The sequence below is a fragment of the Alteromonas sp. AWJ4_197 genome, assembly GCF_056160285.1.
Map to the genome: position 1 here is coordinate 180829 of NZ_JBSWWW010000007.1, position 14065 is coordinate 194893.

Sequence of the window (14065 nt, forward strand, 5' to 3'; positions counted from 1 at the left end):
TCAAACCTGAAAATAAAACAGGCAATCTGATTTGGCCGTTTCTGCCAGCCGGTTTACTACAATCAGCATCATGGGCATGGTCACTGTGAGACAATGGTCGTCAGCGCAGAACCAGGTGCTGACTGCTTCTCTGGGGCTTCTTCCGGCGATGCGGAAATGGCTGAGTTTATGATGGTCCACCCATCCGAGTACATCGCCGGGATTGACCTGTGTAAAACTCAGACCGGATATGTCCTGCCGCAACGTGCAATTGACGCCGAACACCGGTTTATCTGAATACGTCAGCGCCGCACTTCTTCTCAGTTCAAGTCTTCGAGGCTGTTTAAGTACGTTAACCAGCTGACGGGGATGGATTGATTCGGTATGCCAGAAATGCATCAGGCCTTTGTATAACTGACTACGCTGAAGACCGGTATATTCAGCCGGTGCATAGACAGAAATGAGGGGATAATCTGCAGATAAATCCGTAATCGCACCGGTCTTGAGGGGAGACCAGAGCAGATTGCCGGAGAAAAAAGACGTCAGAGCACAGGTATCTCTGTTTTCTGTCGCCGAAATGGCAAAGGTTTCTGTGAGCACGCAGGAGTCGTGGATATCGACCAGCGCACCGGGTTGCCATTTTTCAATCTGGTTGAGCAGTGTATTAGCGGGATGTCCGGGCTGGCAGATGAAAGGGTCGCGAAAGCAGCGGTTGAGATCCCGCTGACCCGGTAAATACGGATGACTGAATTGAGGAATCAGTTTCGCTGCTTCTACCGAGATAATCACAATTTTCATGTCCGTGGCAGGTTCGCCGCCATGGATCATGGTAGCCAGTAATGTTCGTAAACTGTTGCTGTTGTCTCCGTGCAGCAGGCTGGTAATTACTCTGCAGGGTGTTTCTTTCCCCTTTTTTTCCTTCCCTTTGATGTGCAGTACTGACGGGCCGGGCAATTGAGTTATGAAATCTGTTGCAGAGGCGGGGAGCAGTGCGGTATCCACATCATAAAAGTGATAGAAGCCGTCCTGATCAGTATCGGTTTTCCGGAATGCCGCCGTCATAATTATTCCTGTATCGCCATGAGATCCGTTATTCACAGAAAGCATAGTTGCCCGTGGTTTTTATGCGTTGACGCAGATCAAGAGGAAGGATTTCTGCAGAAATGGCCACCGTCCGGAAGAAATTCCACCCGACATTCATGGTAAAGGTGGGAGAGTTTAATCGCAAAACCAGCGTTATTCAGCGTGTGATCTTGCACCTTGTGAAACAATCAGGGTAGGGTAGGAAACGGAACTTCCCGTTCACTAAAACATAATAAATATAAATCCGCGCAGGCTTTTCTGCCTGTCGCAGACGTTCAGACACGACACTTGTTGAACTTATAATTTGGAGAACTCACTTTGCGCAAATCCCTCTCGATGTTGCTGCTGCTTGTCAGCAGTAATCTGTGGGCTGCACTGCCGTCGGTATCTGACTTTACGAAGGATATGACCCGCAGTGATGGCTACCTGCCATTCTATTACGATGCCGGCTCAGACAAAATTTATCTGCTGGTTAATAAACCTGATACCCAAATGCTGTTGCAGACCAGTCTGCCCCAGGGGGTAGGTTCTAATGATATTGGTCTGGATCGTGGTCAGCTTGGCCTGGCTCACCTGATTGTGTTTGAACGTCACGGTAACAAAGTGCTTATGAAAGAGCTGAACACCCGTTACCGTTCAGTCTCAGATAATGCTGCCGAACTGGCCAGTATTGATGAAGCCTTTGCAGACTCCGTGCTGGCGGGTTTTACCGCAGTCGCTGAGAACGGTGACAACGTCCTGATTGATTATACGTCGTATCTGCTCAGTGACGTGCACGGTATATCAAACCGTCTTACCCGTGCGAAGCAGGGCAGTTATAAACCTGACCCGTCACGCAGTGCTGTTTTTCTTCCACGCAGCAAAGGTTTTCCAAAAAATACGGAGCTGGAGTCTATTGTTACTTTTGCAGGTACTAATCCCGGTGAGTATGTAAAACAGGTTACCCCCAGTGCGGAAAGTATCACTGTGCATTTGCATCACTCGTTTGTAGAGTTACCTGGACCGGGTTATACGCCGCGGGCATATCATCCTTTTGCAGGGTACGGTAAGCAATATTATTTCGACTACGCCACGGATATTACTGAACCTACTGAAGTAAAATACATAGCCCGTCACCGTCTGCAAAAGAAAGACATTGATGCAAAGATGAGTGAGCCGGTAGAACCTATTATTTATTACCTTGATCCCGGCATTCCGGAACCGGTAATGAGTGCGCTTAAAGAAGGTGCTAGCTGGTGGAATCAGGCTTATGAAGCTATCGGCTATAAAGATGCTTTCCAGGTAAAAGTATTGCCTGAAGGTGCCGATCCTATGGACATCCGTTACAACATGATTAACTGGGTTCATCGTGCAACCCGTGGCTGGTCATACGGTTATTCAGTGAAAGACCCCCGTACCGGTGAAATCATTAAAGGCAATGTGACGCTTGGTTCGTTGCGGGTCCGTCAGGATTTTCTGATTGCTCTGGGTATGACCAGCCCGTTTGACGGTGAGCAGACAACAGATGCCCAGAAAGAGATGGCGCTGGCCCGTATCCGTCAGTTGTCAGCTCACGAAGTGGGACACACACTGGGCCTGTCGCATAATTTTGCTGCCAGTGAAGACGGCCGGGAGTCTGTGATGGATTATCCTCATCCCCTTATCAGCGTTAAGAACGACAAAATCGTGCTGGATGACGCGTATGATACCGGTATGGGCAAGTGGGACTTCCACACGATTGCTTACGGCTACCAGGACTATGCTTCTGAGGAAGCTGAAGCTGCCGGACTGGCTGCATTAATTGAATCGGACCGTGAAAAGGGTCTCGAATTTAAAACCGACTGGGACACCCGTTCTGCTTATCACCCTTCAAGTAATGGTCATATGTGGGACAACGGCAATGATCCGCTGGATGCCTTTGATGAAATAGCCGGTATTCGTAGTCTGGCGCTGAAAAACTTTGGAATGAATTCTATTCCTGATAATGCCAGTTTGTCGTCTCTTGAAGACGTACTTGTGCCGGTTTATCTGTCTCACCGTTATCAGCTGGAAGCTGTTTCCAAGCAGATTGGCGGCCTGAATTATGAATATGAGCGCAAAGGTGATTACAGCAAACCAAAAGGTGTGAGTTTTGTTGCTGCAGAGCGTCAGAAGCGGGCACTGAAACAATTGCTTGAAGCGACGTCACCGGCTTTCCTGCGCTTACCGGATGAAGTGCTTGCCCTTATCCCGCCAACGGCATTCGGCGATGATATTACCCGTGAGCAATTCAAAAGCCGTATGGGACTGGCATTCGACCCTGTCAGTGCCGCAGAAGCCGCAGCTAACTTCAGTTACAGCCTGTTACTGCATCCTGAACGCCTGAACCGTGTCTCCTGGCAGGCCAGCCAGTCGAAAGGGATCCCTGACGTGGCAGAAATTGCCGGCCGTATTTTTGCTATGCACTGGTATGACAAAAAGCAGGCTGATTATGGTCTGAATGCCAGATTACGCATGGTGGCGCTGAACGCTGTCATTAAAGCGGCAACGGCAGATGAGCTGGCGCCGGAAGCGAAACTGGCGCTGAATGATGCGCTTATGGAGCTTGACGAGTGGCTGGATGATAAAAGTAAATTGCCGGGCTCTGAGCTGTTACATAAACAACTCGGCGTATACTTTGAAACAGGCAGCTGGCCGGGGGCATTCGAACCTAAACCTCTGCCACCCGGTTCACCCATTTAAGCAGTGTCAGCAGGCAGTTTGTCTGCTAAATAACCGGTGTAATACGGAATAAAAAAACGGCGCATCATGCGCCGTTTTTATTTGTGTTCTTTTTCTGCTCAGGCCGTAGTCAGGTAGGTATAGTTTGTAAATACCTTAAATAACTGGGTGCCGCTGAGCACCGATGCGGACGGAAAATGAAGCATAGGAATTAAATCGCAGGGGGCTTCCAGGGTAAAACAGCCGGCCTCTGTATCGAGTTCATCAATGTTGAGGACCCTCGCCATCGTGTCGCCCCGTGTGACTTTCTGACCGGGTTTAACGCAGTACTCCACCATACCGCCCCACTGGGTGAATAATGTTTTGTAGTCTTTGAGCGCCACGCCGATCCGGTCCATCCCGGCAGGCTCCAGCGTGGATGCCGGTAACACGTCTTTTTGTGTCAGGTAAGTCAGAATACTCAGCGCATCCACTTTTCCTTCAGAGAACTGAATCACTTCCTGACTACCCATTTCAAGAGTGAACCCTTCCACACCGAATGCGAAAGGCCGGCCGAACCTTGTTGTCAGTGCATCCTGCAGTGTCCACCAGGGACAGAACGTGGCTTCATCCAGTGCACCGGCAAATTTGTTAGGAATAAAAATACAGTGAGGAAAGTTAAACTGGTTGGCCGCGTCTCTGGCATATTCAGGAATATAAATGTGTCTTGTGGATACCGGTCCGTTGTGTAAGTCCAGCACATAATCAGCATTCACAGCCAGTTGCTGTAACTTCAGATTAAGTTGTTGAGCCAGCCCGAGTCCCCAGGGCGAAGCCAGCTTTTCGGCAATACATTCTGCCCAGTAATGACGGAAGTCGTTGCGGATAGTGGCTATATCGTCATTGTCCTGCACCGTTTCTGCAAACGCCAGGACCTTTTCTTCATCATAAAAATAGCCGCGGTTCCAGTTTGTGCCGTTGACCGGGTCAAAGCGCCCCAGGGTGTATTCACCGGCTTTGATGTTGGTGCCAATGGGATTACAGTTCGGGACGAGGATGACTTCACCGGCAATCTGTTGATCTTTCAGCGCCTGAATTAACTGGTATATCACCACGTTGCCCTGAACTTCAGCGCCATGGATAGAGCTCTGGATATAGACTACAGGACCGGGTTTTTCTCCCGTGAAACGGTAAACAGGCACATTCATGCTGCGGCCTGAAGCATTCTGGGCAACCACCATGTGGTTTTTCGTCATTATTGTCATAACATCTCTTTTATTTTGGCTGACAAATGTCGCAGTCTGGCAGCGGTGGTACAGTAAATTTTTGCCATTGAAAAGTGAGGCCGTCAAAAAGGTGAAGTTCACCGGCGGGTAATGTACCAAAACCGGTCAGTACCTGCATGGCAAGTTGCGCCTGGCAGGCACCGGTGATACTGACTACCGGAGAAAGGATACCTGCTTCGTTACAACTCAGTTCTGTCATACTGAAGCGTTTTTCCACACATTGATAGCAGGCTTTATCGCTGCCGGGTATGCTGACAAAAAGCTGACCTTCAAAACGGATGGCAGCACCGCTGACAAGGGGTTTACCAAGGCGGTAACTGATTGCATTGATTTGCTTTCTGCTGGCAAGATTGTCTGTGCAGTCAATAACTATGTCATGGCTTTCTACCAGACAGCTCAGCACGTTGTCATCCGGCCTTTCGGAAACACAATGAATGACACACTCCGGCACGAGTGCAAGTAAACGTTGCCGGGCCGCTTCTGTTTTCAATTTACCGCAATCTTCTGGCGTAAACAGAATTTGTCGGGGAAGATTGTGTGCTTCCACTCTGTCATCGTCGGCCAGTGTGATTGTTCCCGCGCCGCCAGTGCACATGAGTTGGGCAACCGTATTACCCAGGCCTCCGGCGCCAAGGATTAATACTTTGCTGTTGAGCAGTTTTTCCTGACCTTCCAGGTCAAACTGTGGCAGCACGATGTGCCGGTTGTATCGCATAGCTTGAGTATGCGTTAAAGTATCTGGCATAGTAGTAAAAAATCTCTTTTCAGCGACGGTGCGGTACTAAGCGTACACGTGTATTTACCGCCGTATTTTATCAGGAAAACCCATGTCTTCAGCAGTATCTCTTAATATCGCCGTTCTTACTATCTCTGACACCCGGACAACAGACACAGACACGTCCGGTGCTTACCTCATTGAAGCAGTAGAAACAGCAGGCCATAAGCTGGCTGCGCGGGATCTGGTAAAAGATGATATTTATGCCCAGCGTGCGATTGTTTCTGCATGGATTGCCGACCCTGCTATCCATGCGATTCTGGTGACAGGTGGTACCGGCTTTACCCACAGAGATTCAACGCCTGAAGCGTTGTCGGTTTTATTTGATAAAACCGTTGACGGTTTTGGCGAGCTGTTCCGTCATCTGAGTTATCAGGAAATCGGCACCTCTACCATTCAGTCCCGTGCTATTGCCGGGTTTGCCAACCGGACTGCTATTTTCTGTTTGCCGGGCAGCACCGGTGCCTGCCGCACCGCCTGGGAAGGTATTGTACGCAGTCAGCTGGATTCTGAATACCGTCCGTGTAACTTTGTAAAACACCTTACCGGTGAACTGTAATGAGCGGGTTCAGTCATTTAAATGCCAGTGGCGAAGCCAATATGGTCGACGTGTCCGGCAAGCAGGAAACTCAGCGTGAAGCGCTGGCAGAAGGCTACCTGTATGTGTCTGATGCCGTTATGACAGCCATTTCAGAGCAAACAGTGATGAAAGGCGATGTGTATGCCGTAGCCAGAGTAGCGGGTATACAGGGCGCGAAACGTTGCGCTGATTTAATTCCGTTATGCCACCCGTTACCGCTGACCAAAGTGGACATCGGCTTTACCGCTGAGCCTGAACAAAACCGCATTCACACGACCTGCTTTTGCAAAGTCAGCGGCAAAACCGGCGTGGAAATGGAAGCACTTACCGGTGTGAATATCGCCTTACTGACATTGTTCGACATGTGCAAAGCGCTGGATCCGGCCATGCGCATAGAAGGCGTCAGAGTGTTACAAAAGCGGGGCGGTAAAACCGGTGACTGGGAGGCAGAGCAAAAGACATGATTACCATAAAAACCTTTGCGCAGATCCGTGAAATCAGTGGCGACAGTGACCTATCTCTTCCCCTGCCGGAAAACTGCACTACCGTTGCCGGTCTGAAAGCGCATCTTGCAACCCGGTCATCCGCCTGGGAGCAGGCCTTGTCTGCCGGGGTGCTCTGCGCGGTTAATCAGTCGCTGGGTGATGAAACCAGTGCGATTAACGATGGTGACGAGGTGGCGTTTTTCCCGCCGGTGACAGGAGGCTGAATGTTTGCTGAAGTAACCACAGCCTTACTGGATGAAGCGGCTTATGTTGAAAAGCTCCGTCAATCATCGCACAATGCTGGTGCAATAGTAACGTTCACCGGTCTGGTCCGTGACTATAACGCTGACGGTGCAATTGAAGGTATCAGTCTGGAGCAGTACCCGGGGATGACCGCGAGTGCCATGCAACAGTTGTTGCAGCAGGCCTCATCCAGGTTTGCATTGCTCAGTGCCGGTATTGTACACCGCGTCGGTTACATCGGAAATTACGAGCCGGTGGTGTGGGTAGGCTGCAGCGCCAGCCACCGTAAGACCGCCTTCGACGGCGCAGAATTCGTTATGGATATGCTGAAAAAGTCGGTGCCGCTTTGGAAGAAAGAACATGCTGACGGAAGAACAGCATGGGTTGCCGCAAAGGCATCAGATGAAGAAGCCGCCATGAAGTGGCTCAGGAATGAAGGTTTATCAGACAATTTATGAAGAACAGGATGTGTCGGGCGTATAAAGTCTGTCTGTGTGTCATGCTACTTCTGGCAGGTAAAGGATTTGCCGCAGAGCAGGTAGTAAATATTGCCGTTGCCGCCAATTTTGCCGGGCCGGTTAAACATTTCGCCAGTGCCTTTGAAGAAAAAACCGGTATCCGTCCGGTTATAACCGTCGGTTCAAGTGGCACTTTATTTGCGCAAATCGGCCACGGTGCCCCCTTTGACGTATTTCTTTCTGCTGATGCAGCCAGACCAGAAGCGCTGGTGGCCGAAGGCAAAGCAGATAAGCAAAATCTGCGCAGTTACGCCAGAGGGCGTCTGGCACTGGTAACCAGACAGTCAGCGCCGTCAGGGCTGGAAGAATTTCTGACAAGACAGTTCAACAAACCTGTTGCCATTGCCAATCCCAAACTCGCGCCTTATGGTCTGGCGGCTGAACAGGTGTTTTCCACGCTGCCTGAAAATACCGCACTTCCTTTTAAACTGGTACGTGGGAAAAGTATTTTACAAGCGTGGCAGTACTTTACTGCAGGTAATGTGGACGATGCGTTTGTGGCATGGTCACTGGTGAAAAATTCGAAAGCAAATTACTGGTTAATCCCTGCCTCCATGCACGATCCCATCGTACAAAAAATGGTGATTGTTAAACATAACCAGCACCCTTATGCCGCACGGCGGTTTATGCAATACATGATGTCACCGGCGGTGCAGAACGCGCTGGCAGACTGGGGATATCAGCCGCTAAAAGCGCGGCAAAAGAAAAACAAGGATAAAGCCGGTGAACGGTGACATGGATGCTATCTGGCTCACTCTGGAACTGGCACTGATCACCAGTCTGGTGCTGATGCTGATTGCCACGCCGTTGGCATGGAAGTTATCCCGCTGGCAGCATAAAGCAAAGAATCTGGTTCTTGCTGTGGTGGCGCTGCCACTGGTGTTGCCGCCCACTGTGCTGGGTTTTTATCTGCTGGTGGTGTTTTCCCCGGATGCACTTGCAGGGCAATTATGGCAGGCCGTAACCGGTCAGCAGCTGGCCTTTTCTTTTTCCGGACTGGTGCTGGGGTCGGTGATTTATTCACTGCCCTTTGCCGTACAGCCTCTTTATGCCAGTTTTATTCAGCTGGACAGTCGTTATATCGATGTAGCCCGCACCATGGGAATGTCCAAATGGTCACGTTTCCGTCGCATCATTATGCCTATCTGTAAACCCGCCTTTATCGTTGCACTTGGATTAAGTTTCGCCCACACCATCGGTGAATTTGGTGTGGTGCTGATGATAGGCGGCAATATTCCGGGTGAAACTCAGGTACTGTCTATTGCGTTGTTTGAGCATGTGGAGGCACTTGAATACGGTCAGGCTCATGCGCTTGCTCTTGGCTTGCTGGTCTTTTCCTTCCTGCTGATGGCGCTGCTTTACCGCTATAACCGAAACGGAGTGTCGTCATGGAAGTCGTAGTGCAGGCAGCATGGGAAAATCTGCAACTCAATGCCAGTATTCAGTTACCGGCAACGGCACAATTTATTGGCCTGAGCGGACCATCCGGCGCCGGTAAATCAACATTACTGCGTTGCCTGGCCGGACTTACCGGTTCTGCAAAAGTCACCGGGCAGTGGGAAAATAGTCGCATTGCCAGGGTCCGCACAGGGCTCGTGTTTCAGGACAGTCTGTTATTCCCCCATTTATCAGTGGGGCAGAATTTACTGCTGGCGGCAGATTTTGCAAAACAGCAGACCTATCACTTTGACGAGGTGGTTCTGGGGTGTAAATGTAATCACCTGATGACACGTATGCCCGATACACTCTCGGGAGGCGAAGCGCAGCGGGTAGCCATTGCCAGAGCCATTTTAAATTCACCGCAAATCCTGTTACTGGATGAACCGGTGAGCGCGCTGGATAATACGTTAAAACACGATGTGCTTAAGTATTTAACAAAGCTGGCCCGCAGCGGTCTGAAAATGCTGATGGTGTCCCACGACCTCCGTGAACTGGCTTTGTACAGTGAATACATGGCATGGATGGAGCAGGGCAGTATTGTCCATCAGGGCGCATCAAATGATGTGCTGGCACAGTTAACTCCGTCTATGCCAAATTTCGAACAGCAGTTCAGTGTGCTTAAAGGCGCACTAAAAGCACATCTGCCTGAGCAAGCTTGTTATGCCATAGAATGCGAAGGGCATACGCTCTATGCACGCCATCCTGTGGTCAGTAAGGAACAGGCCATGCTGACCATCGACGCCAGGGATGTCAGTATCGACCGGCAGGAAGCCAATGCCTCTTCCATTGTCAACGCCTTGCCCTGTGTCATTGAGTCCGTGTCTGAAAGCCGGGCCGGGCAGGTGATGATAAATCTGATGTGTGGCCGCAGCAGATTGTTTGCGCTGATCAGCCAGTTGTCCCAGGAACGGTTACAGTTCCGTGAAGGAGAAACTGTTACCGCCAGGTTTAAACTCAGATAACTCTGGAATACCGGTGCTGAATTGCGGCGCTGCCTTTAAGGTAAGCGTCGAAGGTCATACAGATGATGCGGATAAACAGTCTTGCTGACGGAAATACCTCGATACCCGTTCCGGTTACCTGTAATAAACCATCTTCTTCAAATTCTCTCAGTGCCGCAAGTTCCGGCTTAAAATGATGGCGGAACTGAATACCGAAAAGCGCCTCTGTTGCAGAAAAATCCACGGAAAGATTGCACATTAATTGTTGGATAACGTAGCGTCTGAGCAGATCTGAGGGCGACAGAAACACCCCTTTTTCTGCAATTTCTTCATTGCTATCAAGTTTGCCGTAATAGTCATTCAGGGTTTTCGGGTTTTGCAGATAAGCATTGCCTGCGGCACTGATAGAGGAAACACCCAGCCCCAGTAAATCCAGGTCCCCCCGAGTGGTGTAGCCCTGAAAATTCCGGTGCAATTTTTTATTACGTTGCGCTTCAGCCAGTTCGTCAGATGGCAGGGCGAAATGGTCCATGCCAATCATTTCATAACCTGCCTGTGTAAGGCTGGTGATGGCTTGTTTCATGAGCCCTGTTTTTACCTGGGCAGAGGGCAGCCACTCATCTTTTATTTTGCGCTGGGCAGCAAACCGCTCAGGCAGATGGGCGTAGCTGAACATGGAAATCCGCTCCGGCGTCATCGCCTTTACCGCTGCCAGTGTAGAAGCAAAGGTATCTGCTGTCTGGTGAGGCAGGCCGTAAATCAGATCCAGATTAACAGATTTAAATCCGGCGGAACGGGCGCAATCTACCAGCGTGGCGATATGGGATGTGCTCTGAACCCGGTTTATCGCTTCCTGCACACGGTAATCCGTATCCTGTACACCAATACTCAGGCGGTTATAGCCTAAAGAGGACAGGTGTCGCAAATAAGCAGGCGTGGTACGGCGGGGATCGATTTCAATACTCATTTCTGCATCGCTGACCACATCAAAAGCCGATGTAAGCATGCCTGCCAGGCGTGTTTGTTGCTGCTCTGTGAGGAACCCCGGCGTGCCGCCTCCTAAGTGTATTTGCTCCGCTTTACGGTGCCGGAAAGCAGGCGCGCGCCGTTGAATTTCTTTTTCCAGATAATCCAGATAACGATCTGCTTTTTCCTGATGTCTGGTCACAATTTTATTGCAGCCGCAGTAATAACAGAGGCTGTGGCAGAATGGAATATGTACATACAGTGAAACGCCGCTGGCCTGAGTGACACTCAGTGCTTTTTCCAGAGGCGCTGGTTCAGATAACCCGGAAAACGTTAACGCGGTTGGGTAAGAGGTATAGCGCGGCCCGTTAATATTGTATTTCTTCAGGCGTGCGGGATCGAATAATTCGTTTGCTGACATGGTTATTCCGGCTTGAGTAGAATGCACGGAAAGTATAATCAGCAAACAAAGAGGTGTTGTTGATCTACTTCAAGTTTTCGCCAGCCAGTTTTGTATAACGCAACCGGCCGGCGTTTACTCTTCGAAATGACAATCAGAACTCGCGGGTAACAGTCACACCCCAGGAGAGCGGCTGGCCGGGATAAGCCATAAGCTTGCCGGCCTGAACAGGTACATCGAAACCGTTTCTGGCGATGTACTCTTTATTTGTCAGGTTCCTGCCCCATAACGTGATGCGTGTATCCCACTGCGGGACTGACAGTTCAACCCGTGCGTTCACCAGGGCATAACTGCTGCTGTGTTTATACGGATCGTTAGTATCATCAAGGAACAAGTCTCCCGTATATTGATAATCTGCAGCCATGACAACCGGATACCCGCCTGCCATTAATGTGTGTTGCAACGTCAGGCTGGCAGAGGTTTCCGGTTCAAACCCCAGGCGATCACCGGTTCTGGAGCAGTAGGGTGTATCTGCAAAAGGCCGGCCGGGATCATCCGTCCCGGTATGCCAGGGATAAGCAACCTGGCAGGTGCCTTTTTCAAAATCGTCAAAACCGGTAAGGGTACGGGCAAGGGTCAGGCCGGCACGGGTATCGGAAACAGGAAACCAGACAATTTCAAGTTCATACCCTTTGGTATGTAAGTCGCCGGCATTTTGTAAATTAAAACCAAGACCGGTAAAAGTCGAGGCCTGAAAATCTTTGATTTGGGTATAATGCAGTGCACCGTTAATACGCAGGTTTTGCCCCGGAAATTGCTTTTTCACACCCAGTTCGTAAGCGGTGGCTTTTTCAGCGTTAAATTGGGGGCTTAACCCTTCTGCAATGCGATCTGTATTCATGCCTCCCGATTTAAACCCTGTGCTGGTACTGGCATACAAGAGGCTATTGTTATCTGGTTGCCAGCTTAGTTTCAGCGTCCCTGTAAGTTGTCCGTCGTTACGTTTTTCCTCCAGATCACTGCGGGGAAGTACCGATGCTGTACCGAGAAAATAATAGCCCCAGCCCGCCTGACTAAAAGGAAGCAGCGCACTGAGTTGCGTGTAATCAGGGGGATTGCCGGTTGCCAGGCTCTGAGCAAAAGAGCCAAGGGCGACAGCGGCACTCAGCGGATCAGGAATGTTTTCAGTACCTGTTGGTAATCCGTCAATGCCCGGGCCCTGTTCATCAAAGCGGGCGGTCAATGTTTTATCCTCGCGGGTGTATCGTAATCCGGCGGTGAGGGTAAATTCTTCAGCAAATTGCCAGTCAGTCTGGCTGAATACGGCCAGGCTGTCCTGCTGCTGATAAGCATTGTGGGCAAACTGAGTCTGGCCGGGCGTGGCTGATGCAACAGCGGGGACAAGGCCGGATGTTGCTGCACTCAGGGCATTTATGCCGTCAGTCAGGGGGTGTAAATCAGCCGCAGACGCTGCGAAAAATGCCGGAAATGCGTCACCGGTAGTGATAGCAAAATCCAGGTCAAGGTTCTGGCTGAAATACCACAATCCGGCGATGGTAGTGACATGCTCACCGGACCAGGTTGCCCGCAACTCCTGGGAAAACGCCTGTTGTCGGGCGTTATTGGTAGTGGAAAGCAAGTCTGCATCAGTAAAATCTGTATCTGTCTGGTCGAAGCTGTCAAAGCCACGCCAGGCTGTGATGGAGGTGAGCAATAATGCGGGGGATGTTTGCCAGTTTATTTCTGCAGAAAGTCCTTTGTCCTGCATGCGGGATTCGGGCAGGGAACTGAGTGCCGTGGTATAGCGGTAAAACTCATCACCGGTAAATAAGGTGGCATTGAACGGTGGCATCATCAGCAAGGTGTCTGTTCCGTATTTCCCTTCGACACCGTTTGCTTGCCGGTTATCCTGCAACGTTAATGCGCCGCAACAATGTTCATTGAGTTCTGCGTAATCGGCAATTATCCGCACTGATACGTCGTCTGACGGCGTATACAGGGTTTGCATGCGCACACCGGAACGGTTCCTGTCATTAATTGAGTTTACACCATATCCTTTGTCGTCTATCCACCCATCCCTGCGCGTACTGAAGCCTGATACTCTGGCAGCCAGTTTGTTATCAATTACATTGATTGACGTCGCTCCGCTTAGCCGGATCAAATCATCATTGCCGGCGGTTACTGTAATAAAACCATTGCCGGTTTCAAAATCAGGTTGTCGCGTTCTGAAAACCACTGCACCAGCCGGTGTATTTTTACCGAAAAGTGAGCCCTGAGGGCCGCGAAGAATTTCTACAGTATCAATATCGACTAAATCATTGATCACCGCATTCTGACGAGACCGGTAGACGCCATCTACATAAAGACCGGTAGAAGACTCAAAACCGTAATTCTGCGACGAGGTACCAATTCCCCGTATGGAAAAACTGGCGTTGGCCGCACTTTGACTTTGAGAGGCAGAAAAAGCGGGTACATAACCCTGAATGTCGAAAACGTCCATTGATGCTGTTTCATTAATCATCTTTCCGGTGATGGCAGACATGGCAACAGGCACATCCTGCATATCCCGCGGGCGCTTCTGAGCGGTAACTTCAATATGTTCAAGTTTGGTCGGAGAAGGATCTTGCCGGGCAATACTTTGAAAAGAGGTGATTAAGGCGGTACTGATCAGAGAAAAATAAAACAACCTGCCTGTTGAGCTGTGCGACATG

The 14065-nt window shown here is 50.2% G+C and carries 13 protein-coding genes; 8 read left to right on the forward strand and 5 right to left on the reverse strand.

The window, feature by feature from the left end; all coding sequences use genetic code 11:
* Positions 1-1041 (reverse strand): M14 family metallopeptidase, encoded by a 1041-nt coding sequence (locus ACXAGC_RS16730; RefSeq protein ID WP_474845617.1) that lies wholly within the window; start codon positions 1039-1041, stop codon positions 1-3.
* 357 nt (positions 1042-1398) lie between these two features.
* On the opposite strand from ACXAGC_RS16730, the gene ACXAGC_RS16735 reads away from it, so the two are divergent.
* On the forward strand, positions 1399-3762 hold the full coding sequence (locus tag ACXAGC_RS16735) for a zinc-dependent metalloprotease (protein ID WP_474845967.1): 2364 nt from the start codon (positions 1399-1401) through the stop codon (positions 3760-3762).
* Positions 3763-3860: 98 nt separating this feature from the next.
* On the opposite strand, the gene ACXAGC_RS16740 is transcribed toward ACXAGC_RS16735, so the two are convergent.
* Complete coding sequence (locus ACXAGC_RS16740) at positions 3861-4985, reverse strand: M14 family metallopeptidase (protein ID WP_474845619.1); 1125 nt, start codon at positions 4983-4985, stop codon at positions 3861-3863.
* Between the two features lie 10 nt (positions 4986-4995).
* Entirely contained in the window at positions 4996-5751 is a 756-nt protein-coding gene (locus tag ACXAGC_RS16745; protein WP_474845621.1) for a HesA/MoeB/ThiF family protein, read from the reverse strand.
* A gap of 82 nt (positions 5752-5833) precedes the next feature.
* Between ACXAGC_RS16745 and moaB the strand changes: the two genes are divergently transcribed.
* Genes moaB through ACXAGC_RS16780 form a run of 7 tightly spaced genes read left to right on the forward strand, consistent with a single transcriptional unit; the run spans position 5834 to position 10009 of the window.
* Positions 5834-6340, forward strand: coding sequence for a molybdenum cofactor biosynthesis protein B (gene moaB / locus ACXAGC_RS16750; RefSeq protein ID WP_119501003.1), 507 nt, complete (start codon positions 5834-5836; stop codon positions 6338-6340).
* Positions 6340-6825: a cyclic pyranopterin monophosphate synthase MoaC gene (moaC, locus tag ACXAGC_RS16755; RefSeq protein WP_474845624.1), complete on the forward strand. Its 486-nt coding sequence runs from the start codon at positions 6340-6342 to the stop codon at positions 6823-6825. The genes moaB and moaC overlap by 1 nt, the downstream gene beginning before the upstream one ends.
* Complete coding sequence (gene moaD / locus ACXAGC_RS16760) at positions 6822-7070, forward strand: molybdopterin converting factor subunit 1 (RefSeq protein WP_474845626.1); 249 nt, start codon at positions 6822-6824, stop codon at positions 7068-7070. Before moaC ends, moaD begins: the two co-directional genes overlap by 4 nt.
* Positions 7071-7547: a molybdenum cofactor biosynthesis protein MoaE gene (locus ACXAGC_RS16765; RefSeq protein WP_474845628.1), complete on the forward strand. Its 477-nt coding sequence runs from the start codon at positions 7071-7073 to the stop codon at positions 7545-7547.
* Positions 7548-7588: 41 nt separating this feature from the next.
* Positions 7589-8341, forward strand: a complete 753-nt coding sequence (modA, locus tag ACXAGC_RS16770) for a molybdate ABC transporter substrate-binding protein (RefSeq protein ID WP_474845630.1) — start codon at positions 7589-7591, stop codon at positions 8339-8341.
* Position 8342: 1 nt separating this feature from the next.
* A complete protein-coding gene (gene modB / locus ACXAGC_RS16775; protein WP_119503374.1) occupies positions 8343-9008 on the forward strand; it encodes a molybdate ABC transporter permease subunit in 666 nt (221 codons plus the stop codon).
* Positions 8996-10009 (forward strand): ATP-binding cassette domain-containing protein, encoded by a 1014-nt coding sequence (locus ACXAGC_RS16780; protein WP_474845632.1) that lies wholly within the window; start codon positions 8996-8998, stop codon positions 10007-10009. The genes modB and ACXAGC_RS16780 overlap by 13 nt, the downstream gene beginning before the upstream one ends.
* Here the strand turns inward: ACXAGC_RS16780 and hemN are convergent.
* On the reverse strand, positions 10002-11375 hold the full coding sequence (hemN, locus tag ACXAGC_RS16785; protein WP_474845634.1) for an oxygen-independent coproporphyrinogen III oxidase: 1374 nt from the start codon (positions 11373-11375) through the stop codon (positions 10002-10004). The genes ACXAGC_RS16780 and hemN overlap by 8 nt on opposite strands.
* A gap of 133 nt (positions 11376-11508) precedes the next feature.
* Positions 11509-14064, reverse strand: a complete 2556-nt coding sequence (locus ACXAGC_RS16790; protein WP_474845636.1) for a TonB-dependent receptor — start codon at positions 14062-14064, stop codon at positions 11509-11511.
* Between the last annotated feature and the right edge of the window lies 1 nt (position 14065).

Bases quoted from the DNA above. Each gene is read 5' to 3' on its own strand.
- ACXAGC_RS16790 (WP_474845636.1), bottom strand. From the start codon at position 14,064: ATGTCGCACAGCTCAACAGGCAGGTTGTTTTATTTTTCTCTGATCAGT.
- moaD (WP_474845626.1), top strand. From the start codon at position 6,822: ATGATTACCATAAAAACCTTTGCGCAGATCCGTGAAATCAGTGGCGAC.
- moaB (WP_119501003.1), top strand. From the start codon at position 5,834: ATGTCTTCAGCAGTATCTCTTAATATCGCCGTTCTTACTATCTCTGAC.
- modB (WP_119503374.1), top strand. From the start codon at position 8,343: ATGGATGCTATCTGGCTCACTCTGGAACTGGCACTGATCACCAGTCTG.
- hemN (WP_474845634.1), bottom strand. From the start codon at position 11,375: ATGTCAGCAAACGAATTATTCGATCCCGCACGCCTGAAGAAATACAAT.
- ACXAGC_RS16735 (WP_474845967.1), top strand. From the start codon at position 1,399: ATGTTGCTGCTGCTTGTCAGCAGTAATCTGTGGGCTGCACTGCCGTCG.
- ACXAGC_RS16730 (WP_474845617.1), bottom strand. From the start codon at position 1,041: ATGACGGCGGCATTCCGGAAAACCGATACTGATCAGGACGGCTTCTAT.
- ACXAGC_RS16780 (WP_474845632.1), top strand. From the start codon at position 8,996: ATGGAAGTCGTAGTGCAGGCAGCATGGGAAAATCTGCAACTCAATGCC.
- moaC (WP_474845624.1), top strand. From the start codon at position 6,340: ATGAGCGGGTTCAGTCATTTAAATGCCAGTGGCGAAGCCAATATGGTC.
- ACXAGC_RS16745 (WP_474845621.1), bottom strand. From the start codon at position 5,751: ATGCCAGATACTTTAACGCATACTCAAGCTATGCGATACAACCGGCAC.
- modA (WP_474845630.1), top strand. From the start codon at position 7,589: ATGCTACTTCTGGCAGGTAAAGGATTTGCCGCAGAGCAGGTAGTAAAT.
- ACXAGC_RS16765 (WP_474845628.1), top strand. From the start codon at position 7,071: ATGTTTGCTGAAGTAACCACAGCCTTACTGGATGAAGCGGCTTATGTT.
- ACXAGC_RS16740 (WP_474845619.1), bottom strand. From the start codon at position 4,985: ATGACAATAATGACGAAAAACCACATGGTGGTTGCCCAGAATGCTTCA.